Source organism: Mycolicibacterium chitae, from assembly GCF_900637205.1.
In the GTDB taxonomy this organism is placed as follows: domain Bacteria; phylum Actinomycetota; class Actinomycetes; order Mycobacteriales; family Mycobacteriaceae; genus Mycobacterium; species Mycobacterium chitae.
This window is the reverse complement of the sequence record NZ_LR134355.1, coordinates 953553-980284: the sequence shown is the minus strand read 5'-3', so window position 1 is coordinate 980284 and position 26732 is coordinate 953553. Positions and strand designations below refer to the sequence as shown.

The window sequence follows — 26732 nt, the reverse complement described above, 5'->3', positions numbered from 1 at the left end:
GCGCAGCGAGCGGATGAGAGTCCTCGCCGCACAAGTGGCCGGCCCTGTGAAAAGAGTGATAGAAGTGGTTGGTGGGTATTGGTGTCCGCACGATGGCGGCCCGGGCTGCCATCGCAGTGCTGGGTGCGTTCGCTGCGGCAAACACGATCGCGGCGCCGGTGGCCTCAGCGGCACCGAAATGCTCCGACATCGAGGTGGCGTTCGCGCGGGGCACCGACGAACCAGCGGGAATCGGTGTCGTCGGCCAGGCATTCGTCGACACGTTGCGGCCCATGGTGAAGGGCTCGACGGTCAGCACCTACGCGGTGAAGTACCCGGCCACGTGGCATTTTTGGAAGGCAGCCGCCGGAGCCACCGACTTGAGCAAGCGCATCCAGGCGACCGCCGCCCGGTGCCCCGACACCAAGATCGTGATGGGCGGCTATTCACAGGGCGCCGCCGTGGTGGACGTCGTCGCCACCTCACCGATTGCCGGCCTCGGCTACACCGCACCACTGCCCGCCGCCGTCGTTCCACACATCGCCGCGGTGGTCGTCTTCGGTAATCCCTCGGCGCGCATCGGCCAGCCGTTGACCCGGATGAGCCCGGTCTTCGGATCGAGGACCGCCGACCTGTGCGCCCCCAACGATCCCGTCTGCTCGCTCGGCCGAGACTTCCACTCCCACGTCCGCTATCCGGAGTCCGGCCTGGTGAAGCTCGCCGCCCAGTGGGTCACTCGCCATGCCCAGGCACCGGCCGCGAGCCCCACCGTTCGCCGTTAGTCGAAGAACTTTCGTTGCCGAAGCTCGGCCCGGCGGCGCTGCAGCCGCCAACCAGCCGGCGTGCGGACGATCTGGTCGTGGTAGTCGCCGGTGACCGGTGAGCCCTCGTTCGGGAACCCGATGAACTTGGAGTGCGCAATGACGGTGCCGTCATCCTGCTCGCGCATCGTGGTGTTCGTGGTGACGTGCGCATACATGTTGCGGCCCTTGAAGTTCGCGACGATGTCGGGGATGCCGTGCAAGTCCGGGCGGCCCATGGCACCCATCTCGAAGACGAAGTCCTCGGCGAACACTTCGTGGGCTCGGTCCCAGTCGTGATCGTCGACGACGTGGCCATAGTCGGCGAGCAGCATCTGGATCTGTAGGGCGTCCTCAGGTTTCATGGTTGTCCTTCATCGTCGTCCTTCGTCGTTGCGGCAACGCTCAGCACAGACGATGACACGCGGCATCGTGACGCACCAGACCAAGTGCCCCCACCGGGACTCGAACCCGGAACACGCGGATTTTAAGTCCGCTGCCTCTGCCAATTGGGCTATGGGGGCGTCGCAGTTCAGAACATAGTTCAGGCCGTTTCAGCCTCATTCTGACGTCCTGAATACCGCAGTGATACCGCAGTGCTATCGATGGCCTTGCCCAGCGCATCTGCCACACCGCTCAAATCGTCGTTGAGCAGGTGGCCGTAACGGTCGAGCGTCATCGCGGCGGTTGCGTGCCCCAGGAGTCTCTGCACGACCTTGACGTTAGCGCCTGCGCTGATCGCCAGCGACGCCGTGGTGTGCCTCAGGCCGTGGGGTACCAGCCCGTCGATACCGACGTCTTCGCACGCGTTGTCGAATGCCCAGCGGTACGCACCGAGTGGTAGGAACCCGCCCTTCCGACTGGCAAACACCAGCGCGTTCGGGTCGGCGGGCAACTCAGTCTTTAGTTTCTTCCAGACAGGTTCAGGCACTGGCACGTGGCGATCCCGCTTCGTCTTGGTCGTCGACTCCACGATGCCCTTACCGGTGACTGCGGTTGCGGACGAGCGCACCGTGAGTACCCGATCCCCCACATGCCGGCGCCGCAACGCGACCGCTTCGCCGAACCTCAGCCCGCAGTAGCCCAGGACCAGTGTCAGAGTCTCGAAACGATCAGCGGCTTTGGCGAGCATCAACAGCTCTGCATGAGTCAAGTAGCGCCGCTCGCGCTCGGCTTGCTCGGGAAGGTCCTCGTCCCGCTTGATCTCGAACGCGACGTTCTTCGCCACCTTGCCAGTCCTTTGGGCGTACTTGAGGACAGCACCTACCAGCTGATGCGCTTGGGTGGTTCGACTTGCCGATAGACCGGCTCCGCGTTGCCCACCATCGACCGACAGCGACCCCAACCACGTTGAATAGGCCTCGTAGTCAAGCCTTTTCAGCGGAACACCTTCCCACTTCGGCAAGACTACGGTGTCGAGCAACGAGCGATAGCCTGCGACCGTTTTCGGCTTCCGGTGCTGTTTGGTGGCGAACCACTGCTCGGCGACCGACCCGAACGTCTCCGCGCTCTTTCGCGGATCAACGTATTCACCGCGCTGAAGATCAGCGGTCAGTCCGTTGAGGTATGCCTGCGCATCCGGCTTGCGCTGAAAACTCTTGGTGCGCTCAGCGCCCGTGCTGTCGACCCACCTGACACGCCACCGCGAAACCTTGCCGTATACCGCAGACCGCTCCGTGCGCATGGTGCCGTCTAATTCCTTGACGCGCTTGTGCCAGCGGTCATCAATTCCCGCCCGTTCGTTCCGGGTGATCACGAATCGAACATACCGCAGCAATCCGCGTCATCCGTCCGCTTTGCGATCCATCGTTCTTCGACCTTCGGCCAACTCAATCCGAAGCAGCATGACCGGAAATACTTTTCGGTCAATGTGGCTGTGGTGGGAGAAATTGTCAATACCTGTGGATCGGGTTGTTCAGGCGACCTCCGTTCCGGGTTGTTCGGCGCCGTCGGTGGGCGGCTGTGTTGGGGTGATCTCGGTGGGGCGTTCGAGCAGCTTTCCCTTGTGGAAGACCGCGCCGGCGCGGACCAAAGCGACCAGGTGTGGGGCGTTGACGGCGCGCCAGCGGGCCGCGGCGGCGTCGATGAGCTTGTAGGCCATAGCCAGTCCGGCCGCGCGTGATCCCGGGCCTTTGGTGACCTTTGGTGCGCAAACGCACTGTGGCGAAGGTGCTTTCGATCGGATTCGTGGTGCGTAGGTGAATCCAATGTTCGGCCGGGTAGTGGTAGAACTCCAGCAGGGTGTCCAGATCGTCGGTGATCTTGGCGACCGCTTTAGGATACTTGGCCCCGAAGTCGACCTCGAAGGCTTTGACCGCGAGCTGGGCCTTGTCGATATCCTCGGCGTTGTAGATCTCCTTGATCGCCGCCAACGCCGACGGGTGCGCTGATTTCGGCAGCGCGGCAAGAACATTAGCCTGCTTATGAAACCAGCACCGCTGCTCTTTGGTGGCCGGGAACACCTCACGCACCGCGTTCCAGAACCCGAGTGCGCCATCGCCGACCGCGAGCACCGGGGCGGTCATGCCGCGTCGTTTACAGTCGCGCAGCAGATCAGCCCACGACTCGGTCGATTCGCGGTAGCCGTCGGTGATCGCCACCAGTTCTTTGCGGCCGTCAGCGCGCACACCCAGCATCACCAGCAAGCACAGCTTTTCCTGGTCCAGGCGGACCTTGAGGTGGATGCCGTCCACCCACAGGTAGACGTAATCGGTGCCCGACAGGTCCCGGGCGGCGAACGCGCGGGCCTCATCTTGCCACTGACTGGTCAGCCGGGTGATCGTGGTGGCCGACAACCCGGCACCCGAGCCCAGAAACTGCTCCAGGGCCGGCCCGAAATCACTGGTCGACAGCCCGTGCAGATACAAAAGCGGCAGCACCTCGCTCATCTGCGGTGACTTGCGCGCCCACGCCGGCAGGATCGCCGAGGAAAACCGTTTCCGCTCACCAGTGTCGGGGTCGACGCGTTTGTCGTTGACTCGTGGAGCTTTCACCTGCACCGCACCGGCTGCGGTCAACACCTCACGTGGCTGGTGGTAGCCGTTGCGCACCACCAGCCGGTGCCCGTTGTCGTCGAGCTGATCGGCGTACTGGGCCACATACGCGGCGACCTCGGCCTGCAACGCCGCGGCCAGCATTTGCCGGGCACCGTCGCGGACGATCTCGTCCAACAACGAGCGCCCAGAGGCCTCGTGGCCGTTGGCGTCCTCGGCGTCGTGAACTACGGTGAGCATGGGCGTACCTTCCCGAACCAGCGCGCCAACGCCGGCTCATGATCGGACCTACTGACTTTCAGATCATCCTCGGGAAGGTGCGCCCACTTTCACGCCCCCATCCCGAGGCTCATCCACAGGTTCTGATCATTGCTCTGTGGTGGTGGACACGGCGCCATAGCCGCAGTCACTGTTGGCTCAGCCAAACCAACCGTAATTCAGGAGGAATCTGATGGAATTGCTAGGAGCCAAGGAAGTCTCGGACCTGACCGGTGTCCCGGTTGGGACGCTGAGGTACTGGCGTCATTCGGACATCGGTCCAGCGAGCTTCACCTTGGGCCGCCGGGTCGTTTATCGACGCGATGAGGTTCTGCGATGGATCTCCCAGCGGGAGAGCACAACCCGGCGCGGAGGCGGCGACGCCGCGTGACGCCGACGTATGAGAAAGACCTCGGGGTCTAGCCGAGGCCTTTCGTTCGAACCACCCGATTACCCAAAACGGAAGTTCCCCATGAGACTAACCCGTCATGCCAGCCTGCGGAAGCACCACAGGCTTGATTGCCTATGAGCAGCAACGCAGATAATGACAAGAAATCCGTCGCCGCACGCCTGGTCACTATGGCCCAAGAACGCTATCTCCTCGGAGTTTCCGAAGACGGCAAGCCCTTCGGCGCCGAACGCAGCCGGCCCCATCTGGCGATACTACTGCGCGCAGGAAAAGCTGGCCTGCGCGCCGAACTCGCCTCCCGGTACTTCAATGACACCGGGACCGTTGCCGGCGGCCAGGCCCTCACCGACGCCACCCTGGTCCTCGAAGGCTTGGCCGCCAACCAGCCCCCGGAGAAACTGCACCTGCGCATCGCCGACCACCACGGCACGAGCTACATCGACACCGGCCGACAAGACGGAAAGGTCATCCGCATCGGCCAGGGTCGATGGACAGTCGCCGACTCAGCTCCGGTTCGGTTCTTGCGGACAGCGCTGACCGCCGAGATGCCTCTCCCACCCGCCAACGGTGACGTCAACAAGCTATGGAACTTCGTTAACGTTGCCGTCGAGGACCAACCCGTGTTGCTTGCAGTGCTCATCGCTGCGCTCGTCCAGTGCGATGTCCCGCACCCTGTGTTGGCGCTGTTCGCCGAGCAAGGCAGCGCCAAAACCACGACGACGCGCATGCTGGTCGATCTCATCGACCCCTCCTCTATTGAAGTGCGCCAGGCGCCCCGCGACGCCGACTCGTGGGTGACCGCTGCCTCCGGTTCCTGGGTAGTGGCCCTGGACAATTTGTCCGCGATCCCACCGTGGTTGTCGGACTCGCTGTGTCGAGCTGCGACAGGCGACGGCAACGTCAAACGCGCGCTCTACACCGATGCGGACCTCGCAGTGATCAAGTTCCGCCGCTGCATCATCGTTAACGGCATCGACGTCGGCGCAATACGTCCCGACCTCGCCGAACGCATGGCAATGGTTGATCTGCGACGCATCGAACGCCACATGCGACAGTCTGAGGCCACTCTGCGACAACAGTGGCGCACGGCTCTACCAGGCATTTTAAGTGGGCTCCTCAACCTGGCCGCCACCGTTCATCAACGCCTCGAAACCATCGTGGTCGATGATGCGCCACGCATGGCGGACTTTGGTCGCGTGCTGGCGGCCGTCGACGAACTTTTGTCGACTCATGGCTTACGCCGCTACATGTCCCGCGCAGATCAGCTCGCGGAGGACAGCTTGTCCGGCGATCTCTTCATCGAACAGCTGCGCCACCACATATTAGAACCGCTGCGCGACAGTCCGGTGTCGACCTGCTCGCCCTCTTCACCCCGACAGGCGATCACTGGCGACGCCCCAAGGAATGGCCCAAGAACGGCCGCGATGTGACAAGCCTGCTCCGTAGACACGCGCCGGCGCTGCGAAACCTGGGATGGGCGATCGAGAACGACGGAGCCCGCAACCACCGCAACGTCCTGCTGTGGACCATCTATCCACCACACAAAGATGTGGCTGCCCATCAAGCCTCGCAGCCCTCGCGTCCCTCGCTGCTACGGCCCAGTCCCCCCGCAGCGCCCGCCCGAGAGAACCCGACCCCTTCTAGCGCCGACGAGCGCCGCGACGACCTCTCCGCATAACGGCACCCCGCGGTCCAGATTCGACGAGCTGTCGGTGCCTGCAGGCAGTATCAGGAGCAGCCGAGAGGGAGCAGCTGCGATGAGCCTTGATGACGACCTGGAGAACTTGGCCACTGCCGCGGTCAGCGATTGGCCCGAGATCGTATTCTCCGGCCGGCTTGATGCGGCGATCCGCGACCTATACCGGACGCATCTGCGGTTCCCGCCATCCTGGACCCCGGACGAGCGCGATGAGTTCATCGAGGAACGCGCCGACACCGAAGCCCAACGATTGGCCACCCGGTTCGACGACGCCATCGACGTCATGATCGACGATTTCGGCCGGCAGAACGGGTACTTGCCTCATCATGAGTACGCATCAACGATGATCACCAAAGCACGAAAGGACGCCGTTTACGAGTTGGAGGCCAGAATCGAGTACCTAGCCGATGACCTCGCTCAGACGGTTACGCACACCGCTGGCCGTACCGTCGCGAGCATGACCGGGTGCAGTCCCGCCGCACGACGTTCCCATAGAAATGGCCCTCGCCGAATCAGATGACTTCTCACCAACTACGGCGCGGATGAACGGCATTGGACAGGTCACGGGCAGCCGTCAGCGTGGCACGATCAAGTTTCTTGAGCCGAGCCTGCTCTGCCAAGCGAGTAAGCAACCCGCGTAAAGCCTCGCCATCGTCCAGGACGCTGTTGGCGGCATCCACCGGTGCGACGGGCCGGTGCGGCTCGGGTGTTCCCGCAGATTGCTTCTGCGATGCAGCGGCTTTCGGGACTTCGATCACGCGAATCGGCGCCCCGTATCGCTGTGCGGCGATACGGGCCGCCGATGCGTCCCGACGACACGTATCCGAGCAATACAGCCGGCGTCGGCCACGTCTAGGAGTGGCGTCCTCATCGAGCATCACCGCATCGCAGCGGACACACCGAGTCGGATCGTAGGCGCCGCCCTCGCTCTCATTTCTTTCAACACCATCACAGATCGGATCATCGTTGACTGCAGCGCCTTCGGGTACGACATCAGCAGCTCTCGAACGTGCTGCCGGGGAGACTGCCGAATCATGTCCACCCTCGCCCCCGGCCCGGCGCAGCTGTGCCTGAATCTCACGGACATCGACACCGACAAGCTCAGCGATCTGCGCGAAGGTCAGACCACGACCACGCATCTGCCCGACCAGCGCCTGCAGACCACGAAAGTGACCGGCCCTGCGCTTTACGGCATCAGCACGGATGTTCTCCGCCGCCTGGTCAAAACGCTTGCGCTCCCATGAATCAACAGCACCGACTCTATGCAGCGTTGCACGGATCGACTCGGCATCGGACGCATTGGCGCGATCCCGCCGAGCCCGCTCAGCATTCTTCTTGCGCTGCAGTTCGACCGCCCGATACCGGGCCTTCAGCTTCTCGTTCGCTCCCATGCCTGCAACCTACGAACCGACGGACGAAATAGTCCACCACCACAGCCACATTCGCCTACAACCCAGATTCGTGTGCGTTCGCCAACAGGCACAGCCCCGAGGCCTATGTAGCCACCGGTCAAGGCGCGTACGACACAGCCAGCCGAAGCTCATCGACTTCCAGGCCCGTTAGGTGGGCGATGTCGGCCAACGATTGTCCGGAATCAACCATCTGCTTCACCTGCTTGCTGTACGTGCACAGAGACATGGTGAGTTCCGCCGAAGCCTCAACGCGCTCATGGTCATCGATGTCATCGCCAGCCGCCGAGAGAGTCTCGAGCTTCCACACTTTCACCTCGGCAACGCCAGCCAGTGCACGTGTGAGGATCACGCCATCGGCCATATTGGCCAACTCCCGTTCGGCGTCGGCATTGTCGGTACGCGTTTTCCTATCCACGGCCGAACGATAGGACCCCGCTCCTGTCGGCGGCCACCACCACAGCCATATTCGCCCAAAGTAAAGCGAGCCACCGACAGGCTCCCCGAGGGCTACTCAACCGCACGTGATCCCGACGTGCCGTTTCCAAGGGCGTGTTGCCGCCTTCACGCACGGCCAAGCGGCAACGGCCAGACAGGCACACACCTCTTGCACTCCGGGGCCAGCACGATCACTTAACGACGGACGATATTCGGGTAAAGATCCGCGGCGCGGACACCCCGCGCCCCAAGCAGTGCGAGACCGCGGATGGGAGGAGTTGCCCGCGAGACACCTCACGGACGTAGGGGGAAGAGTTCTCAACGCGGGAAACGGCGGTCCGAACACTGGGGTGGTGCACTCACTTTGCCGGCACGAATCGTCACGCGGATGCCCATGGAATCTGCGCGCACGGCCTCGCCGATGATGGCACCGAACGGTCCTTCGATGCCATCGCCGACGCGATTTGCGAGAAGGCGAAAAGGGTCCGAAGACCAGCCGGCTGGACGCTGTGATTTCGTTCTGCCTAGCGAGCTAAGCGCGCGGGGCGGCCCGTCTTCTTGGTGGCGGTCTTCGACTCTTTGGCGTCGCTGTCGGTCTTGCGGTGGGCGGCCAGAAAGTCATCGACGATGTTCACGCAGTCATTGTGAGTGATGGTGCGAAGCCCGGTCATTCGGGCGAAGGCGAGTGGTCCGACGAGTTGGCAGAGCGCCAGTTCCCGGTCGAAGTCGTCGAGTTGGGCTTGTGCTCTCGGGCTAGTGAGTATGGCGTCAAATGGTTGACGGTATTGGTCAACGACTCGGGCCCGTAGCGCCCCGGATGTGTGGCGCTCATCCGCTTCGTTAGTGGAGCCGGTGGGCCCCAATGAGAGCCAGGCGAGTGTCGTGACATGCAGCGGCGCGTCGTTGAAGAGAGCGGCTTGGCGGCTAAGCAATTCGATCAGCTGGTCACGGAGGGGTCCGCTGGTCGGTGCCGGAGTGGTCACTTGTGGAAGCAGGCGTTCGAACGTGGCTGCGAGCAGATGCGACGAACTGTGGAAGTGGCGGTACAGCGTGGTTCGGGCCACTTTGGATGCTTTGGTGACCGCATCAATGGTGACTGCTTCCACCCCACCGGTGCTCAGAAGCGTTGCAGCAGCATCCAGCAGCCGGGTGCGTGACCGGATGCGCCGAGGGTCCACGTCGTCGTCAGGGACTGGCACTGACTGACTGTCGCTCACTCATTCACCTCGGCGGTCGATCTTTCACGCGATGCTGTCACAGCAGTCTAGCAGTGTGGTACTAACGGTAGCGCAGCGAAACCGCTCGTATTGGAGGGTGATGGTGCCCGAAAGCGTGTTGCCGCCGGAGCGGCTGCCCTCGCACACCACGACGTGCATGGGTTGCGGCCCGGACAACCCTCATGGACTGCGTTTGGTGGTGCATCGCAGCGGCGACGCGGTGTACACCGATGTGACGTTCGACGAGCGCCACATCGGGGCTCCGGGCCTGGCCCATGGCGGGGCGGTGGCCGCCGCCTGTGATGACGTCCTGGGCTTCACATTGTGGATCGCCGGCACCCCGGCGGTGACCCGCACCCTGACGGTGGAATATTTGCGGCCGGTGCCGCTGCATCAGACCCACCGGATTACTGCCCACATCACCTCTCGTGAAGGACGGGCGCTGCATGTCACGGCCACAGGCAGGGGTGAGGATGGGCTCGCCCGCTTCACCGCCAGTGCAGTGTTCGTCGTAGTCAGCCCTGAGCACTTCGCCGCACACGGCGATGTCAGCGCTTTCGGCGATCTTCTGGAGCAGTTCTCGCGCCGCGGCGGTCTCAACCCGGGGCCGTCATGACTTTCCCTCAGGCCCGCAGCCACGGCAAAACCCGACGCTCGGAAGCGAACTCGGTCGCTGCAGAGAAGCGGGCCGCTACCGCGTCGCGCTCGCGCGCCTCCGCACAGCGCCGGGAAACGATTCTGGATGCAGCTTTGGCCGTGGCTGCGTCGGGTGGTTACGAGGCGGTCCAGATGCGGACCGTTGCCGAGCGAGTCGGCATCGCCGTCGGCACGCTTTACCGTTATTTCCCGGCGAAAACCCACATGTTGGTAGCAGCGCTGACGCGTGAATTCCGTCGACTCGACTCAGCCGGGGACTGGGCAGCCGGTGACGGCACACCGCTGGAACGGCTCGAACGGCTCACCGCGCATCTGCATGACCGCTGGCAGCGCGACCCATGGCTGACGACGGCCATGACACGGGCCTTCGCCGTCGCAGACACCCGCGCCGCCGCGGAACTCGACCGCGCCGCCGATGAGATCCAGATCCTGCTGGCCCGCACGCTCAGGGGCGGCGAGCCCACCCCCACCGATCTGCACGTCGCTGGCGTTATCTCCGACATCTGGTTGGCCAACCTCGTGGCCTTCAGCGGCCACCGCGCGACAGCCGCCGACACCCGCGACCGCATTGACCGAGCCACCAGGCGCGTCGTCACCAGCGCCGCTAGGCCCACCGCGAACCGATAACGATACTACTAGTATCGCAGCGCTACCTAGCGCACTCTTTGTAAATACGGCTCAACGATGCGTCGAAAGAGACTGCCATGTACACCCAATGGATCGAAAACCTTGTCGTACAACGCCTCTCGATACGTGGAGGCCTGGTTCTGGATTTCGATGACTACAACGAAATCGTGATCTCCTGCCCCCTGCTATTGACCCTTCCTGCCGTCGGCACCTACCCCATCGAGGCGGTGCGTATTGACCCCCTCAGGATCGCGACCCACGAACGCCCACTGCTGAACCTCGCCGGCGCGGTGTGCACCCAGGCTTGGTCCGGCGACGATGGAGGGCTACACCTGGGGTTCTCGCGCGGACATCGCATCGATGTCGATCCCGACGCTGAACAGACAGCGTGGGAGCTCTATGGCATGCGCCACGGCTACATGGCCTGCCTGCCTCAAGGACGGGTACGCGTGGTCCGCCATGACCTCCCCGACACCGACGACGCCAACATCGTCAACAGCGCCACGCAATCATCGGCGGGGTCGGCGCGGCAGACCGACTAATGCGGAGGCGGCGACGGGTCGACGTGGGCGGCAATACGTGGATTAGGTTGGACGTGGACCGGACCGCCCTGGCGACATCGAGGCGGGCGAGCATTCCCGGATGATGCTGTCGAGGTTTTGCTGCACGCGTTCCGGGGCGATGCCGACCGAGGGTGAATACAGCATGATGTGGTCGAGGACGCCGTCGTAGCGTCTCAGTTGTTCACGGACTTCGTGTGCCGTCCCGGCGACACCCATGGTGTTGATCATCTCGTCGGACACCGCGGCGAACATCGCCGGGAAATCGCGCTGGGCGAATGCTTCTCGGATGGTTCGGCCTTCGCTGGCGAAGCCGTTCGCATCGAGTACCGTCTCGTAGGATTTGACCGAGGAGTAGAACGCAATCTGCTGCGCCAGTTCGCGCCTGGCGACTTCGACGTCGTCGTGGATGGCGCACATCACCATGGAAATGATTTCCACGTCATTGGGGTCGCGGCCGGTGTGCGCGGCACCCCTGGCGATAGCGGGCCGGACGATCTCCTCGACGTAGGTGGTGGTGAACAGGGGATGTCCGGCCAGGCCGTCGGCCACCCGCCCGGCCGCCTCGCACATCCGGGGCCGGACACCGGCAGTGACGATCGGGATCGGCCGGCTGGGGGGTCCCACGTCGCCGGTAGGGGTGAGATTCATTCTGTAGAAACGGCCTTCGTGATGGATCGGGCCTTCATGCAGGTTCCAGATCCGGCGCAGCAGCATCACGAGTTCTTCCATCCGCAGGGCGGGTGCGGAGGTGTCGGGCACGCCGTGCCAGTCGCTCATCATCCGTTTGGTGCCGTTGCCGATGCCGAGTACCAGTCGTCGGTTGGAGAGTTCGTCGAGATCGCGTGCCTCGGTGGCCAGCACCAGGGGGCTTCGGCCGACGCCGTAGAGAATGGAGGAACCGATCCGGCAGTTCTGTGTGCTGTTGGCCATCGCGGCCATGGAGATCGATCCGGACCGGGAGTAGAACTCCGAGGCCCATACGGCGTCGAACCCGGCCGCGTCGGCGGCCTGGGCGGTCTGGGCCAGTGACTTCAAATCCGCGCCGAGAACCGACAGGCCGTAGGTGCTCATGACTGGTCTCCTGTGCGCGGGCGCAGGCCGTCGAACATGACGGCGCTGAGGGTGCTGGCGACCACCGTCTCGTCGAGGTGGTTCCCGGTGACCAGGTACATGAGTGCATTGATGGTGACCGCGCCGAACAGCGCAATGGACGTCGATCGTGCATCGGGCTGAGCGACGAGGGAGCCGTCGCGGGCCCCTTCGACGAGCAGAGTTTCGACGGGTTGTTGGTAGGCGGTATTGATCATCTCGGCGATGGCCGGCATGCGGGCCGCTCGTCCCAGTTCGCCGATGAGTGCACGGCATACCGCTGGCCGCTGCGCCATTGCCCGCAGTTGTGCGCGGATGACGAGTTCGAGGCGTTCGGCACCGGTGCCGTCGGTGTGCACGATCGTGGTCACGGCATCGGAGATGTCCTTGAGGAGGTCTTCGAGCAGGAAGGCAAGGATGTCCTCTTTGCCGGCGAAGTAGTAGTACAGCGTCGCTTTCGGCACACCGGTTACCGCGGCGACGTCTTCGATCTTGGAGTCGTTGAGCCCCTTCTCGGCGAACAAGTCCGCCGCGGCGGGAAGCCGGTCAGAGATCTGACGTGGAATCTTGCGCATTGCCCCACCTGTCCCGTTCGGCCGGTTTAGACTGCCAGTCTAAACCGTCGTTACTTTGGTGGTAGGAGGTCTTGTGGTCTCGGTGCAGATTCGTTACGACCCGTTCGACGCCACGATCCTCAACGACCCCTATCCGACGTATCGGTTATTGCGTGACGCGGCTCCGGTGTACCGCGCCGAGGAATCCCATACCTGGGTGTTGAGCCGGCACGCCGACGTCCAGGCCGCAGGACTGGATCACGGCACGTACTCCTCGGTGGACGGCATCTTCCCCACCCCGCCGGGATCGGACTTCATCGGCTCGTTCCTGCCGATGATGATCGTGATGGACCCTCCGCGCCACGACCAGTTGCGTGCCCTGGTGAGCCGGGCGTTCAGTCCCCGGCGGGTGGCCGGGCTGCAGGGCGCCATCACACAGATGGCCGCGGAGTTGTTCGAGCGGCTCGACGAGGGGTCGGGGTCAGCGGACTTCGTGACCGACTTCGCCGCGATCTTGCCTGCCGCGGTGATCGCTGATCTGCTCGGCGTTCCCGCCACGGATCGTGATCAGTTCCGAGTGTGGTCGAGTCGGCTGGTCCAAGTCGACGTCAACCACGGACAAACCACCGACGCACTGACCGCCGCCGCCGCGATCTACGCCTACTTCACCGACTTTCTCGCCGACCGCCGCAAGAACCCCCGCGAGGACCTGATGTCGGCGTTGGCCAACGCCACAGTCGACGGGATCGGACTGACCGACGAGGAAGTCCTCGGCTTCTGCGCGCTGCTGCTCGTCGCGGGCTACGAGACCACCACCAATCTGCTGGGGAACTCCGCGGTCGTGCTGGCCCAGCATCGGCAAACCCGCCGACGCCTGGCCGCCGATCGAACACTGTTGGGGCCTGCGGTCGAGGAGTTGCTGCGTTACGACTCACCTGCACAGGGACTTTCACGAACCCTGACCCGCGACGTCACCCTGCACGAGACGACGATGCGTCAAGGTGAGAAGGTGCTGCTGTTGTTCGGGTCGGCCAACCGCGACGAGCGTGCCTTCCCCGATCCGGACGTGTTCGACATCGAGCGCACCAGTGAGCACCAGGTCGCCTTCGGTCGCGGCATTCACTTCTGTCTGGGTGCGGCGCTGGCGCGGATGGAGGCCCGCATCGCTCTGGATGCGTTGTTGGACAAGGTGCCTGACTGGGAGGTCGATCTTGAATCGGCGCGGCGGCTGCGGTCCGGACCGATCCGCGGCTACACATCGCTGCCCATCACTTGGACCACACCGGTCTAGCCCGTGCCCCTCTTCAACGACGCGTCGTGCGCTTCACCGCGACGGCCAGGTCCATCGCCGTCGAGGTCGAGCCCTCCGCCGCGCACGGCGACGTCGGCGCATTCGGCGACATGCTCAAACGATTCGCAGGCTCGAACGGTGATCGACACATGACCGGACAGGAGAAAGGGGCATGGTGGTGGCAGTGACATTCGCGCACTTCGATGAGCAGATCGCCGACCAGCTGCTCAGATCGGCGAACACAGCCGGTGGACTGTCGACGTTCCTGAGCTTTCGGCACACCGAACTCGCCGCCGGTCGGCTGGTGGCAGAGATGGAAGCCCGTGCCGAACTGCTCACACCCTTCGGCACCCTGCACGGCGGATGTCTATCGGCGATGGTCGACCACTGTCTCGGAGTCGTGTTCTACCCCGTCATACCGGCCGGATCATGGGTCGCCACCACCGAATTCAAGCTGAACCTGCTGCGACCCGTGTCCAGCGGGGTGTGTGTCGCCGTCACCGACATCGTGTCGCTGGGCAAGCGCAGCGGAGTAGCGCGCATCGACATCAGCAACGGCGACAAAGCCGTCTGCGTAGCCCAGGGCACGGTCACGATCGTAAACGCCGCGGGCACCGCACAATGAAGGCGCTTGTAGCCGGTCGCACGCTTCGGGCGGACTCCGATCTCGCCAGGAAGGTGTCATGACCTCCGCCGTGCAGCATCGGGTCCGAACCCAGGACGGGATCACCCTGGCCGCCGACTGCTACGACCACGAGGACGCCCGTCCCGTCGTGCTGCTCCTGCACGGCGGCGGCCAGAACCGGCACGCGTGGAGCACTTCAGCGCGTCGCCTCCACGCGTGCGGATACACAGTCGTCGCCTACGACACCCGCGGTCACGGCGACAGCGACTGGGACCCAGCCGGCAGATACGACATCGAGCGACTCGCGACCGATCTCCTCGCCGTGCGTGAGCACTTCAGCGCCGATACCGCCCCTGCCGTCGTAGGTGCATCCCTTGGGGGCATGACCGTGCTCGGCACGCATCTGTTGACATCCGGGGCGTCGTGGGCGGCGGTCGTCCTGGTCGACGTCACCCCGCGGCTTGAATTACAGGGCGCTCGTCGCGTGGTGACGTTCATGGCCGCACATCCCGATGGCTTTGGCACCCTCTCCGACGCCGCCGAGGTGATCGCCGCGTACAACCCCCATCGCTCGCGCCCGGCCGACGTCGACGGCCTGCGGAAGGTGCTACGGCAGCGTCACGACGGCCGCTGGATCTGGCGGTGGGACCCGGCATTCATTCACTCCAACTTCGACTTCCTCCGCGACGAATCGACCACGGGAACGGAGCAATTCGACGCAATCAGCCACCTGCTGCTCGACGGAGCCCGACGGGTCAGCGCCCCAACACTTCTCGTAAGGGGCCTGTTGTCCGACGTGGTCTCCCAAGCCACCGTCGACGAGTTCAAGCAACTGGTTCCCCACGCCGAGACCGTCGACGTATCCGGCACCGGACACATGATCGCCGGCGACGACAACGACGCCTTCGGCTCAGCCGTCACCGAGTTCCTCGGCCGGAGCTTCCTGTAGGTCGCGACGTGATCGAGCACCATCGAGCGGCCAGTAGAAAGAAGCGCGGAGCGAAGCCCATGAATTGTTCTTCGCTTAAGGCCGACTTTGACCGCGACGGGCTCTGGTCGAGCTAGACGTTACTACGCACTTTGTTGGCCACCATCGGCGTCGAAGAGTTCCTTAGTCCAGCGTTCGAGGATTTCTGCGCTGTCCCAGTCGTCGGGATGAAATCCGGCGCGGGTGTAGGAACGAAAGCGCTCAATTGCTGCTGGGCTGAATAGCGGGTTATGACGGAAGGCTCGAAGGCTGCGCAGCAACCGCACCGGGTTGTAGGCGGCACGGTCACCGGCCAGAGAGCGGGTGGTCTGGATGACCAACTCGCTGAACAAGAGGAGGCTGGCGATCCGCATCCCCCAGACCCTGGTGCGTTCGCTTCCACCGACCGTCTCGTAGACATCGAAAGCGACGGCCTTGTGCTCGCATTCTTCCAGTGCGTGCCAGAGCAGAATAGGCCGCACTTCGGTGTCGCCGATCAATTCTTGAGCTTCGTCGCTGGTGAGAATGATCTCGGCGAATGTCGCCGTGTAGTGCTCGAGGGCGGCCGTCACAGCCAGGCGCATCTTTTGAGAAAAACGCTTCTCAAGTCGGCCAACCAACTTCTTGATATGCCGATCGATACCCTCGGTGGGATAGCCCATCGCTTGGAGCCGATCGTTGAGCAGCCGATGCTGGTGTCGGTGGGTGGCCTCTTGTGCGATGAATCCCTTGACCGCCTCCTTGAGGTCAGCGTCGCTGATGTGGTCCCGGTACTCGCGGACTGACCGGATGAAGAAGTCTTCGCCTTCGGGGAACGTGGCCGACAAGGTGGACACAAAGTGGCTCATCACCAAGTCGCCGTCGACGAAGTGCTGCCGACTGGTTCCAGCAGGCATGTCGAATCGAACACGGCGGGGCTTCGGGACGACCCGCGTGGTGGGCCGTGTGGACGAATCGTCGCTCATGTTGTTCTCCCGTTCGTCAAGGGCACGCTGGCGATCTGACTCTAAGCCTTGTCAGAATTAGATGGCAAGCTATCCACGTGGTTTCGGCGCGGGTGTATAGCGGGATGTCCGCCGAGGAGCGTCACCGGAACCGGCGCACCCGTCTCATCGAGGCCGCAACGGAGTTGATCGGCACGCGCGGCGTTGCCGCCGCCACTGTGACTGCCATCTGCGCTGAATCGGGTGTCACGTCACGCTACTTCTACCAGCACTTCTCCGGCCGAGACGCACTCCTGCGGGCTGTCTACCAGCAGCTCTATGCCACCTTCCAGGAGGTGATAGTCGACGCGATCCCCGATGCCGGTGAGCCACCGGAGGTGCTCGCGTACGCGCCGATCCGCAGGCTGGTCAGCATGATCGACGACGACCCTCGGCTGGGTCGGATCCTGTTCGTGGAATCTGCAACCGAGCCGCTGCTCCGGGAGCTACGCAGCGAACTGATGGCCGGTTTCACCGACCTCGTCTTGCGCGAGGCCAGACTCCACCTCGACATCGCCGACTCCGCCGTGGGGGTTGCCCATTTGGCTTCGACCTTGGGCGTGGGAGGGCTATTCGAAGTCTTGCGCCGCCGACTCGACGGAGAACTGGAGTTCACCACCGATGAACTCGTTCAGCACTGCGCAGGTTTCCTGGGCAGCCTCGGCAATTACGTGCTGCTGCAGAACACGGGCCAGTCGGCCACGACCGAAGCCCGACCCCACAGGTAGCGGCCCGCGGCCCGCTACGCGATGTGGCCGTGCGTGCCTCGATGCCAACGTCTGGGCCAGCAACAGCAAGACCCTGAACGGCAGCCAAGGCCAGTGTCGTCGACTGAACAACGTCGGCCTGGCTTCAGAAGCCAACTGAGTTTCGACGATTCCTCTGCCGACTGTGACCGGCGGCCGGGGCCCGACTGAATAGCGGCCGCACCAACTTGCACTACATGCGGTAGCGTAGCGATACCGACAGTATCGATACGATTCGCTACCAGTGGAGGCCAAGTGACCGACGGCAGTGCAGATGCCCCAAGCCAGGCCAAGCGGCCTGGTCGGCGCGCCAACGGATCCACCGACCCGGCCGACACTCGCGAGTACAGCGAACGGTTGGCGACCCTGGCCCGGTTCACCCTCCGACACAAAGCGCTCGTCATCGGGGTATGGCTAGGCGCCGCGGTGGTTCTCGCGCTGCTGTTCCCACAGCTGGAAACCGTGGTGCGCCAACAGTCGGTGGACCTCATTCCTCGCGACGCCCCGTCCTTGCAGACGGTTGACCGCATGAGCGCCGCGTTCGGCGAAGAAGGCTCGAAAACCATGGTGTTCGTCGCCATGGAAGACCCCACTGGCTTGACTCCAACTGCACGGCAGCGCTACGGCGAACTCGTGCGCCGGTTGCAGGCCGAGGGCGACCACGTCCTGCTGGTGCAGGACCTGCTGGCCGATCCGATTACCGAAGCTCAGGCAGTCAGCGCCGACCGCAAAGCCTGGTATCTGCCCGTCGGTGTCACCGGCACCCTCGGAGACCCCACGGCAGCCGAATCCTTGAACGCGGTGCGCGACATCGCCGCGGAGGTGTTCACCGGCTCGACCACGACCGTCCAAGTGACGGGACCACCGGCGACCTTCAGCGACATGATCGCCTCCGCCGAGCACGACCTGCTGCTGATCTCTATCGCTACCGCAGGCATGATCGCGCTGATCCTGCTGATCGTCTACCGGTCGGTTTTCACCGCGCTGTTGCCGCTCCTGGTAATCGGGTTGAGCCTGGCAGTCGGGCGCGGTGTGCTGTCTGTCCTCGGCGAGTTGGGCATGCCGGTCTCCCAGTTCACCGTCGCCTTCATGACGGCGATTCTGCTCGGCGCCGGAACCGACTACACGGTATTTCTGATCAGCCGGTACCACGAGCAGCGCCGCGCCGAAGTACCCGCCGATCAGGCCATCATCCACGCCACCGCCAGCATCGGGCGCGTCATCCTCGCCTCCGCCGCCACCGTCGCACTCGCGTTCCTGGCCATGGTCTTCGCGCGGCTCAGCGTCTTCGCCGCCCTGGGCCCCGCATGTGCCATCGCCGTGCTGTTCGGATTTCTGGCCACCGTCACCCTGCTGCCACCGGTGCTGTCGCTAGCCGCCAAACGCGGCATCGGTGAACCCAAACCCGATCGCACCCGCCGCTACTGGAACAGCGTCGCCGTCGCCGTGGTCCGCCGTCCCGTGCCACTACTCATCGTCAGCCTGGTCATCCTGCTCGCCCTATCGGCAGCCGCCACAACCATCAAAATCAGCTACGACGACCGCAAGGGACAACCAGACACCACAGCCAGCAACCAGGGCTACCAACTTCTCGACCGCCACTTCCGCAAAGACGTCGTCATCACCGAGTTCCTCGTCGTGGAAAACCCCACCGACATGCGGACCGGGAAAGGACTGGCCGATCTCGACGAGATGGCCTCCCGCGTCTCCCAAATCCCCGGCGTCACCAAAGTTTCCGGAGTCACCCGCCCCACCGGAGAGCGCCTCGACCAAGCAGAGCTGGCCTGGCAGAACGGCCAGATCGGCGACAAAATGGCCGGCGCGGTCGCCGAGGGCAACTCACGCAAAGACGACCTCGCCAAACTCACCGGCGGCGCCGACCAGCTCGCCGACGGCCTCGCCCAACTGCAGGGCACGGTGCGCACCGCCCTCACGCCACTGGCCGGAATCCTCACCCAAGCCCAATCCGCGGGAACTCAGGTCAACCAATTCCGGCCGCTGCTGCAACAGCTTTCCGCCACCGCGCCCGCCGTCGACCAAGCCATTCAATCCGGCCCAGGACTACGACCGCTGGCCAACCAAGCCCAAAACGCGATCACCCAGCTCGACCCACTCGTCGGCGCCCTCAACACCTCACCGTGGTGTGCCACCACCCCACAATGCGCCCAAATCCGCGACCAGGTGAAGATCCTGGTTACCTTGCGCGACAGCGGATTCTTCAACCAGATCGCCGACCTCGGCGACCGCTATGATCCCGCCACCAACGCCACCGTCGGTGGCACCCTCGCGAATGTCCAAAACGCGGTTGCCTCACTGGACAAGGCATTCGGAGCCCTCGGCAACCCCGCCGACCTGGCCACCAACCTCCGCCGACTGCAGGACGGAATCGGGCAGCTCGCCTCCGGCGCCCAAGCACTCGCCACCGGCGTCCGCACCCTCGCCGACAGCAACATCGAAATGCTGTCCGGCATGAGCCAGATCGCCACCCAACTACAGAACTCTGCGCGCGCAGCGGCTGACTCCGACTCCTCGAGCGGTTTCTACCTGCCCGCTAACGCATTCGAGAACCGACAGTTTACCGACGTCGCCAAACAGTTCCTCTCATCTGACGGCAAGACCGCGCGCTTCATGATCGAAACCAGCAACGACCCCTACAGCGTCGAAGCCATGGACCTCGCCAACCACATCACCGACATTGCCAACACCGCACGACCCAACACGTCACTCGCCGACGCCACCGTGTCCGTCGCCGGCTTCCCGGCTGTGAACTCCGATATCCAACGATTCCTGTGGGCGGATTTCGCACAATTGGCCATCGCCACCACGATCATCGTCGGCGTCATCCTGGTCCTGCTACTGCGCGCTCTCCTGGCACCGATCTACCTGTTAGGCACAGTTCTGCTCAACTACCTCGCCTCGCTGGGCATCGGCGTTGTGGTCTTCCAATGGGTACTGGGCCAAGAGATCGCCTGGCCCGTACCGCTGCTGGCGTTCATCATCCTCGTCGCCGTCGGCGCCGACTACAACATGCTGCTCGTCTCACGGCTCCGCGAAGAATCCGGGACCAACATCCGCGTCGGCGTCCTGCGCACCGTGGCAAACACCGGAGCCGTCATCACCTCCGCCGGGGTTATATTCGCCGCCAGCATGTTCGGCCTCATGGTCGGCTCAGTCGCCATCATGGTCCAAGCCGGCCTCATCATCGGCTTCGGACTGCTGCTCGACACCTTCCTCGTGCGCACCCTCACCGTGCCCGCCATCGCCACACTCCTACGCGAAGCCAGCTGGTGGCCCACTAAAGCAACAGCCCCGCGACGTGGTCAGACCAACGCAGGAGGCATGAAGGACGCACCTCACGTGCTGGTCCAGGATCGGTGAGAAGCGAACAGGGCAATGCCCGGCGTTACATGCCGTCCAGCGTGAGGGCGTTTTCACCCTAAACGAATAGGAACCTACGCCAGCACAGTCTGCCGGTGATCGACGGACGAAGTTCGAAGGTGCATTCTTGCCGCCGGAGTCGCGAGGGTGGCGAGGCCTGAGAACGTCGGAGATCTCATCGCGGTAGAGCCGCCACGAATGACACCGAAGCGCCGTCTCTGTCAGTTCGGTTTCAAGCTCGCGAGCCTGGTTCGACACCGCCGACCCGCTACCGTGCCGTCATGACATCGACGCGTGATGCGTACGATCGCCCCACACATTGGAAGGTGACCTCCGGCTTCACCAAGCCGCCGTAATGAAGTGGCGAGAAGGAGCATCGGCTCAGTAGCCATGACACGCCAGATGCTACATTCGCCGTAGAATTTATACTCCATATGTAGTATCTCTCGCATGCAGCTCGAGCGAGATCAGGTTGACCCTTTCGCCCAGATCCTGGTTGTGGCATACCTAGGCGCAGCAGCTGGGGCCAGGAGCTTCACCGAGGAGTGGGGGATTCCACCCACGCGCATGCACAAGTCGCACTGGATGCGCTCAATCGCGCAGGCACAGGTAACGCAGTCAGAGCGCTTCATGCTCCATCCGGATTTCGCCGAGCTGGGACGGGTGCAGGTCACCGATATCACAGCGAACGACAGCTACCTGGTCAGGAGCAAGGCTGCCATCGAAATCGAGGCGGCAATGGGGCAGCCAGAACAGTTGGCGTTTCCCTTCGAACTCCGCACTCGGAACTCAACCGCCGTCCCAAACATGGTGGCTTACGGCTTCGAACGTGAAGGCATGCACCTGTGGTCGAGCGCATCGAAGCAGGCGGCCACCGGCAAGCGCCTTATACCCGCCGGGAGTCTAGTTGAGTCCCGCATAGTGGTGTAGCGCGGTTGCTGGGTTCGTCATCGTGTCGGTGATGGACGTGAAGCGGCCACCGCGTGATCCTTCGAGTCAACCTTCCACAGAATCCTCGAGGAGTCCCACGATGACCGCACCCCACATTGTCGACCCTGCCGGCCTTCTTGGCGAGGCCCTGTCCGAGGCATCCCCAGATCTGATGCGCTCGCTGCTGCAGACGGTCATCAACGCCCTGCTGTCGGCGGATGCTGATGCCGTGGTGGGCGCTGAATGGGGCCAGCCCACACCGGGGCGCCGTGCCCAGCGCAACGGGTATCGCCACCGCGGCCTCGATACCCGGGTGGGCAGCATCGATGTTGCAGTCCCGAAGTTGCGCAAGGGAACCTACTTTCCCGAGTGGCTGCTCGAACGCCGTAAGCGGGCCGAATCGGCGTTGATCACCGTGGTCGCCGACTGTTACCTGGCCGGGGTGAGCACGCGGCGGATGGACAAGTTGGTCAAGACCCTGGGCATCGACTCGCTGAGCAAGTCGCAGGTCAGCCGTATGGCCACCGACCTCGACGAGCACGTCGAGCAGTTCCGCCACCGCCCACTCGATTCTGCTGGTCCGTTCACCTTCGTCGCCGCGGATGCGTTGACGATGAAGGTGCGCGAAGGCGGGCGGGTGGTCAACGGGGTCGTGCTGCTGGCCACTGGCGTCAATGGCGACGGACACCGCGAAGTCCTGGGCATGCGGGTGGTCACCAGCGAGACCGGCCCGGCCTGGAACGAGTTCTTCGCCGACCTGGTCGCCCGTGGGCTGGCCGGGGTGCGGCTGGTCACCAGCGACGCCCATGCCGGCCTGCGCGAAGCGATCGCGGCCAACCTGCCCGGAGCCAGCTGGCAACGGTGTCGCACCCACTACGCGGCCAACCTGATGAGCATCTGCCCCAAGAGCATGTGGCCGGCGGTCAAAGCGATGCTGCACAGCGTTTATGACCAACCTGACGCGCCCGCGGTGGCCGCGCAGTTCGACCGGCTCATCGACTATGTCACCGACAAGCTGCCGGCGGTGGCTGACCACCTCAGTGCTGCACGCGAAGACATCCTGGCCTTCACTGCATTTCCCAAGGACGTCTGGACCCAGATCTGGTCCAACAACCCCGCAGAACGGCTCAACAAAGAGATCCGCCGCCGGACCGACGCCGTCGGGATCTTCCCCAACCGCGACGCCATCGTCCGCCTCGTCGGCGCCGTGCTGGCCGAACAGAACGACGAGTGGGCCGAAGGCCGCCGCTACCTCGGCCTCGACGTCCTCGCCCGATGCCGCCTGACTACCGTCACCAACGACAACCCTGAAATAGGAGCCGACGACATGCCCGCACTGACCGCCTAACCCACCGGATCACGCAGCACTACACCACTTCCCGGGACTTGACCGGGAGTCTTGAGTACGTCGGTTTCTGGCCCTTCGAGGGCGTGCCTTCACCAGATAATGGCGGCGGGCTAACTTTCGATCAAGGTGCACCGGATCCGTTTAACGATCTGGGGGACGACGTGGACTTCGGTGAGGCCGAGGGCTTGTGAACAGGCTTCGGTCATTTCGCGACATCGAGGGCATTAACCAGGCAGACCTGGCGGAAAAGCTAGGGATGTCGGTTCCCATGGTCTCTGCGATTGAAAGCGGTCGGCGAAGTTTCAATGGTGAGCTCACGGCGCTCGGCTATGCCGATCGCAGGCTGACGCTGCCCGACATGTCTGAGCCCATTCATCGCGCGCGCTCGTCCACGTCCTCCGCGGCGAAGAAGAAAGCCAAGGAGCTTCTCCGCCTGGCCGGAGAAGTCTTCGGAGAGCTGGTCGACGCGACTCCCAAGGCTCCGGACATCCTCCTGCGCCGGCGAGCACCGGTCACCAGCCGAGACGAAATTGAAGATGCTGCCACTGAAGTGCGCGCGATCCTCGGCCAGGAAGAATCCGGGCCGATCCGGAATCTGACGGCTCTGGTGGAACGCGCGGGCGTCTGCCTCGTTCCGATCCCACATTTGCCGGGCCTCGACGGGCTTTCCGCATGGGTGAACGGGGTGCCAGTGATAGGACTCGATCCTAATGTTCCCGGCGACCGTTTCCGGTTCAGCTTGGGCCACGAGTGCGGACATTTGGCGTTCCACGATCGACGCCACGACTCGGTCGAAAGCGAAGCCAACTTATTCGCAGGCGCTCTGCTGATTCCACCCGATGACTTCGACGCTGCGATGCCCGATAGGCCCAAGTTGTCCGATTTCATTGCGCTCAAGCAGACATGGGGGGTGTCGGTCGCAGCGATCATCTATCGCGCGCATGAACGCGGGCTCATCGACGACGCTCGGTACCGCGCTCTGCAGATCCAGATGTCAAAATGGCGTCGAAGCGAGCCGGGCGGATTTCAACCTGTGACGGGCGTTCTTTTCTCGCGGCTCGTTGAGCTGCACGGTGGCACTCAGGACGTCGCAAAGCAGCTTGGGGTTAACCCGAAACACCTCGGCGAGGTGTTGAATTGGAGCCATCTGCGGTTGGCGTGAACGCCGCTCAGGCGGACGCACGTCGTTGTCACGAACATCGTCGGCGCGTAACCGGATGGTCCTGATGTTTGCAGTCGGAGACACTCGAGCAGATTCAGCTCGACATGGCGAATTGCCGGGGTGGAACGAAAAGTCGTGACCCCGTCCCTCCGGGTGTGCCGCTGACTGCGCGGTCCTTCGCAGTCGGTACCGCAGCAGATACCGCAGTAAATTCGTTGCTCGCCAATCTTCACCAACACGCCCAACGCTATAGTCGCAGCTAGGGCCAATTTCTCGGTCATCAATCAGCGCGGGCGAACACAACAAACGCCCAGTTCAGAGGATTTTAAGTCCGCTGCCTCTGCCAATTGGGCTATGGGGGCTGTGCACAAGTGATGCTATTTCAGAGTGCCGCCGAAGTCCCCATCGGCTCCGCCCTAAGGCAACAACCCGATCTGCCGATACACCGCCCGCAGATACCGCCGCATCTCCTCGACATCCGGTGGATCTGGTTGCAGCACACGGTAAGTCACCGCGCCGGCCATCATGTCGATCGCCACGTCCAGGTCCAGGTCGGCGGCGACGGACCCCTCCTGCTGCGCCCGTTCGAGCAGCCGGGTCGCGACCTGCCGACGGGGCACCACATACCGCCGCCAGTACGCGGCCAGCAGCGACGGGTGGCTGACCGCCGACCCGTACACCCGGGCCACCAGCGCGCGGTACTGCGGCGCGGTCGCGGCAGCGGCCGCGCTGTCGATAGCCGCCTCCACCAGCGCGGAGGGCGATTGCGTCTCGGCCGCCTCGACCGACGCGAACTGCACCTCGTCGACGACCAGCGTCTCGATCGCCGCGGCGATCAGCTCCTCCTTGTTCGACCAGCGCCGATAGATGCTCGGCTTGCCCACGCCGGCCTGCTTGGCGATCTGTTCCATACTGGCGCCCTCAACACCACGCTCGATGAACAGCTCGAGCCCGGCCCGCAGGATCGCAAGGTCGGTGGCGCGGTCGCGGGGCCGACCCCGACCGGCCGGCGCGGTCATCGCGTGCTCCCCTCACGCAGCGCCGCGCCCAGCCACCGGTCCAGCCCCTCGACGTCGTCGCCGCGCCAGGCCAGGTGCGCATCCGGCCGCACCAGCATGGTCTCGTCCCCGTCATAGGCCAGCGGCACCACGAACTCACCGAGCCAGCGCCGCGCCACCTCTACACCCCGGCCGCCAGACGGCTCGAGCAGCGCCCAGCGGCCGCCGAGCTCGCTGTGCAGCCGGGTCGGGGCGCCGTCCCGCGTGCACGCCAGATCGGCAATGCGATCGCCGCGGCGAGGCTTGCGGCCCCGTCCGCCGAGCGGGCCCTTGCGGTAGCTCACCCACAGCTGCGACGCCGAGTACGTCGCCCAGCGCTGCACCGGCGCCAACCCAAAGATGCGGATCGCCACCTGATCCCGCAGGAACCGGCCGATCGGATTGCTGGCGACGTTGATGCGGGTCAGCGCGCTGGTGCCGCGCAGCACCTCGGTGGCCAGCGGCCGACGCTCGGCCTCATAAGTGTCAACCAACCCGTCCCCCGCCTGGCCCCGCACCACCAGTGCGAGCTTGAACGCCAGGTTCTCCGCGTCCCCCACCCCGGTGAGCATGCCCTGGCCGCCGAACGGCGCGTGCGCGTGGGCCGCGTCGCCGGCGATGAGTACCCGACCGCGCCGATACGACGACGCCAGCCGACGGTGCACCGTGAACAGCGACAACCATTCGGGCTCTCCGACACCCACCCGCCGGCCGGTACGCTGCGGCAAGATCGCGGTGATGCGGCCGAGAATCTCACTGTCGCTGGGCTTTTGATCGCCGCGAGGATCGTAGGCGAAGATCCGCCACAGGTCGTCGCGGCCGGACTCGTCGGGCATCGGCATGGCCCCGACCAGACCGTCGGGATGCACCCAGCCGGTGGTGCCGCTGCGGTCCAGGCCCCAGTCCAGATGCACGTCGGCCAGCAGGAAGCGTTCGGAGAGTTTGACGCCGGGAAAGTCGATGCCCACCAGCTTGCGCGTAGTGCTGGAGGTTCCGTCGCAGCCGACCAGCCAGCGCGCGCGCAGCCGCCGACCGTCCTCCAATTCGGCCACCACGGCATCGGATTCCTGACGCAGATCGGCCAACCCGTTGCCCCACTGCGGTTCTCCACCGACATCGGCGAACCTGTCCCGTAGCGCCCCCTCCACCTTCGCCTGCGACACCACCATCGGCGGCGCGGCCGTGCCCATCCCCGGATCCCCGAACTTCAGCTTCATCATCGGCCGATCGCCGACGTAGGTGGTGATGCGCATGGCGCGCAGCGACTGCTCGGGCAACGCACCCAGCGCCCCGAGCCTCGCCAGCACCTCCGAACCGCGCGCGTGCATGAAGTTGGCCCGCGACGTGGTCGCCGGTGCGGCCGCCCGGTCGATCACCTGCACCGACAGCCCGTGCAACCGGAGCCCGCAGGCCAGCGTGAGCCCGGTGGGGCCGGCCCCCACCACGATGACGTCCGCATCCACAGCATCAGACATGCCCATATCGTAACGGTCCCGTTCCGTAATCAAAAGAGCGAGCCAGCGCAAACGTGCCCCTCCGCCCCTCCTACGCTGCGAGAATTGCGACGCACACT

General features: G+C 64.2%; 27 protein-coding genes, 1 tRNA gene and 1 pseudogene. 17 read left to right on the top strand and 12 right to left on the bottom strand.

Annotation, left to right across the window (positions count from 1 at the left end):
- Positions 1-92: 92 nt before the first annotated feature.
- On the top strand, positions 93-761 hold the full coding sequence (locus tag EL338_RS04725; protein ID WP_126336680.1) for a cutinase family protein: 669 nt from the start codon (positions 93-95) through the stop codon (positions 759-761).
- Here EL338_RS04725 and EL338_RS04720 read toward each other — a convergent pair.
- The 4 genes and pseudogenes from EL338_RS04720 to EL338_RS04705 all read right to left on the bottom strand — a co-directional run bounded on the left by EL338_RS04720 (position 758) and on the right by EL338_RS04705 (position 4012).
- The gene (locus EL338_RS04720; RefSeq protein WP_126332665.1) at positions 758-1144 is read right to left on the bottom strand and encodes a nuclear transport factor 2 family protein; all 387 of its coding nucleotides are present in this window, start codon (positions 1142-1144) and stop codon (positions 758-760) included. The two genes, EL338_RS04725 and EL338_RS04720, sit on opposite strands and share 4 nt — an antisense overlap.
- 85 nt (positions 1145-1229) lie before the next feature.
- Positions 1230-1303 (bottom strand) — tRNA-Leu (locus tag EL338_RS04715).
- Positions 1304-1323: 20 nt separating this feature from the next.
- Entirely contained in the window at positions 1324-2535 is a 1212-nt protein-coding gene (locus EL338_RS04710) for a tyrosine-type recombinase/integrase (RefSeq protein ID WP_126332664.1), read from the bottom strand.
- A 159-nt stretch (positions 2536-2694) separates the two neighbouring features.
- Positions 2695-4012 (bottom strand): annotated as a pseudogene (locus tag EL338_RS04705) (IS256 family transposase).
- A 211-nt stretch (positions 4013-4223) separates the two neighbouring features.
- Here EL338_RS04705 and EL338_RS04700 point away from each other — a divergent pair.
- The 4 genes from EL338_RS04700 to EL338_RS04690 all read left to right on the top strand — a co-directional run bounded on the left by EL338_RS04700 (position 4224) and on the right by EL338_RS04690 (position 6658).
- A complete protein-coding gene (locus tag EL338_RS04700; protein ID WP_013471006.1) occupies positions 4224-4421 on the top strand; it encodes a helix-turn-helix transcriptional regulator in 198 nt (65 codons plus the stop codon).
- Positions 4422-4555: 134 nt separating this feature from the next.
- Positions 4556-5869: an AICE element replication initiation protein gene (locus EL338_RS04695; protein WP_235666373.1), complete on the top strand. Its 1314-nt coding sequence runs from the start codon at positions 4556-4558 to the stop codon at positions 5867-5869.
- On the top strand, positions 5866-6117 hold the full coding sequence (locus tag EL338_RS26965; protein WP_494337262.1) for a hypothetical protein: 252 nt from the start codon (positions 5866-5868) through the stop codon (positions 6115-6117). Before EL338_RS04695 ends, EL338_RS26965 begins: the two co-directional genes overlap by 4 nt.
- A gap of 79 nt (positions 6118-6196) precedes the next feature.
- Positions 6197-6658 carry a transposase gene (locus tag EL338_RS04690; protein ID WP_126332663.1) on the top strand — a complete coding sequence of 154 codons (462 nt, stop codon included), beginning with the start codon at positions 6197-6199 and terminating at the stop codon, positions 6656-6658.
- 4 nt (positions 6659-6662) lie between these two features.
- Here EL338_RS04690 and EL338_RS04685 read toward each other — a convergent pair whose 3' ends face one another.
- The 3 genes from EL338_RS04685 to EL338_RS04675 all read right to left on the bottom strand — a co-directional run bounded on the left by EL338_RS04685 (position 6663) and on the right by EL338_RS04675 (position 9202).
- The gene (locus tag EL338_RS04685; RefSeq protein WP_126332662.1) at positions 6663-7529 is read right to left on the bottom strand and encodes a hypothetical protein; all 867 of its coding nucleotides are present in this window, start codon (positions 7527-7529) and stop codon (positions 6663-6665) included.
- A gap of 118 nt (positions 7530-7647) precedes the next feature.
- Positions 7648-7965 (bottom strand): hypothetical protein, encoded by a 318-nt coding sequence (locus EL338_RS04680; protein ID WP_064927654.1) that lies wholly within the window; start codon positions 7963-7965, stop codon positions 7648-7650.
- 544 nt (positions 7966-8509) lie between these two features.
- On the bottom strand, positions 8510-9202 hold the full coding sequence (locus EL338_RS04675) for a TetR/AcrR family transcriptional regulator (RefSeq protein WP_126332661.1): 693 nt from the start codon (positions 9200-9202) through the stop codon (positions 8510-8512).
- A gap of 103 nt (positions 9203-9305) precedes the next feature.
- Between EL338_RS04675 and EL338_RS04670 the strand changes: the two genes are divergently transcribed.
- The 3 genes from EL338_RS04670 (at position 9306) to EL338_RS04660 (ending at position 11028) form a co-directional block, all read left to right on the top strand.
- Positions 9306-9818, top strand: coding sequence for a PaaI family thioesterase (locus EL338_RS04670; protein WP_126336679.1), 513 nt, complete (start codon positions 9306-9308; stop codon positions 9816-9818).
- Positions 9815-10486, top strand: coding sequence for a TetR family transcriptional regulator (locus tag EL338_RS04665; protein WP_126332660.1), 672 nt, complete (start codon positions 9815-9817; stop codon positions 10484-10486). Before EL338_RS04670 ends, EL338_RS04665 begins: the two co-directional genes overlap by 4 nt.
- 77 nt (positions 10487-10563) lie before the next feature.
- On the top strand, positions 10564-11028 hold the full coding sequence (locus EL338_RS04660) for a DUF6188 family protein (protein ID WP_126332659.1): 465 nt from the start codon (positions 10564-10566) through the stop codon (positions 11026-11028).
- Positions 11029-11070: 42 nt separating this feature from the next.
- Here EL338_RS04660 and EL338_RS04655 read toward each other — a convergent pair whose 3' ends face one another.
- Both EL338_RS04655 and EL338_RS04650 read right to left on the bottom strand, forming a co-directional pair.
- Positions 11071-12120: an LLM class flavin-dependent oxidoreductase gene (locus EL338_RS04655; RefSeq protein ID WP_126332658.1), complete on the bottom strand. Its 1050-nt coding sequence runs from the start codon at positions 12118-12120 to the stop codon at positions 11071-11073.
- A complete protein-coding gene (locus tag EL338_RS04650; RefSeq protein WP_126332657.1) occupies positions 12117-12713 on the bottom strand; it encodes a TetR/AcrR family transcriptional regulator in 597 nt (198 codons plus the stop codon). The genes EL338_RS04655 and EL338_RS04650 overlap by 4 nt, the downstream gene beginning before the upstream one ends.
- A 73-nt stretch (positions 12714-12786) precedes the next feature.
- Between EL338_RS04650 and EL338_RS04645 the strand changes: the two genes are divergently transcribed.
- From EL338_RS04645 to EL338_RS04635, 4 genes are read left to right on the top strand one after another with little or no spacing between them, the layout of a single operon-like run.
- Positions 12787-13983, top strand: a complete 1197-nt coding sequence (locus EL338_RS04645) for a cytochrome P450 (protein WP_126332656.1) — start codon at positions 12787-12789, stop codon at positions 13981-13983.
- Positions 13984-14009: 26 nt separating this feature from the next.
- Positions 14010-14171 carry a hypothetical protein gene (locus EL338_RS26115; RefSeq protein WP_163792016.1) on the top strand — a complete coding sequence of 54 codons (162 nt, stop codon included), beginning with the start codon at positions 14010-14012 and terminating at the stop codon, positions 14169-14171.
- Positions 14156-14608, top strand: coding sequence for a PaaI family thioesterase (locus EL338_RS04640; protein WP_126332655.1), 453 nt, complete (start codon positions 14156-14158; stop codon positions 14606-14608). The genes EL338_RS26115 and EL338_RS04640 overlap by 16 nt, the downstream gene beginning before the upstream one ends.
- Before the next feature lie 58 nt (positions 14609-14666).
- Complete coding sequence (locus EL338_RS04635) at positions 14667-15557, top strand: alpha/beta fold hydrolase (protein WP_126332654.1); 891 nt, start codon at positions 14667-14669, stop codon at positions 15555-15557.
- A 122-nt stretch (positions 15558-15679) separates the two neighbouring features.
- Here the strand turns inward: EL338_RS04635 and EL338_RS04630 are convergent, their stop codons facing one another.
- Positions 15680-16540 carry a metal-dependent hydrolase gene (locus EL338_RS04630; protein WP_126332653.1) on the bottom strand — a complete coding sequence of 287 codons (861 nt, stop codon included), beginning with the start codon at positions 16538-16540 and terminating at the stop codon, positions 15680-15682.
- A gap of 104 nt (positions 16541-16644) precedes the next feature.
- Between EL338_RS04630 and EL338_RS04625 the strand changes: the two genes are divergently transcribed.
- The 5 genes from EL338_RS04625 to EL338_RS04605 all read left to right on the top strand — a co-directional run bounded on the left by EL338_RS04625 (position 16645) and on the right by EL338_RS04605 (position 24122).
- A complete protein-coding gene (locus EL338_RS04625) occupies positions 16645-17286 on the top strand; it encodes a TetR/AcrR family transcriptional regulator (RefSeq protein WP_067773629.1) in 642 nt (213 codons plus the stop codon).
- Between the two features lie 273 nt (positions 17287-17559).
- Complete coding sequence (locus tag EL338_RS04620; protein ID WP_126332652.1) at positions 17560-20682, top strand: MMPL/RND family transporter; 3123 nt, start codon at positions 17560-17562, stop codon at positions 20680-20682.
- Positions 20683-21132: 450 nt separating this feature from the next.
- On the top strand, positions 21133-21612 hold the full coding sequence (locus EL338_RS04615; protein WP_126332651.1) for a hypothetical protein: 480 nt from the start codon (positions 21133-21135) through the stop codon (positions 21610-21612).
- A gap of 100 nt (positions 21613-21712) precedes the next feature.
- A complete protein-coding gene (locus EL338_RS04610; protein ID WP_126331946.1) occupies positions 21713-22960 on the top strand; it encodes an IS256 family transposase in 1248 nt (415 codons plus the stop codon).
- A gap of 187 nt (positions 22961-23147) precedes the next feature.
- Positions 23148-24122 carry an ImmA/IrrE family metallo-endopeptidase gene (locus tag EL338_RS04605; RefSeq protein WP_126332650.1) on the top strand — a complete coding sequence of 325 codons (975 nt, stop codon included), beginning with the start codon at positions 23148-23150 and terminating at the stop codon, positions 24120-24122.
- Positions 24123-24538: 416 nt separating this feature from the next.
- Here the strand turns inward: EL338_RS04605 and EL338_RS04600 are convergent, their stop codons facing one another.
- Positions 24539-25141, bottom strand: coding sequence for a TetR/AcrR family transcriptional regulator (locus EL338_RS04600; RefSeq protein WP_126332649.1), 603 nt, complete (start codon positions 25139-25141; stop codon positions 24539-24541).
- Positions 25138-26634, bottom strand: coding sequence for an FAD-dependent oxidoreductase (locus tag EL338_RS04595; protein ID WP_126332648.1), 1497 nt, complete (start codon positions 26632-26634; stop codon positions 25138-25140). Before EL338_RS04595 ends, EL338_RS04600 begins: the two co-directional genes overlap by 4 nt.
- Between the last annotated feature and the right edge of the window lie 98 nt (positions 26635-26732).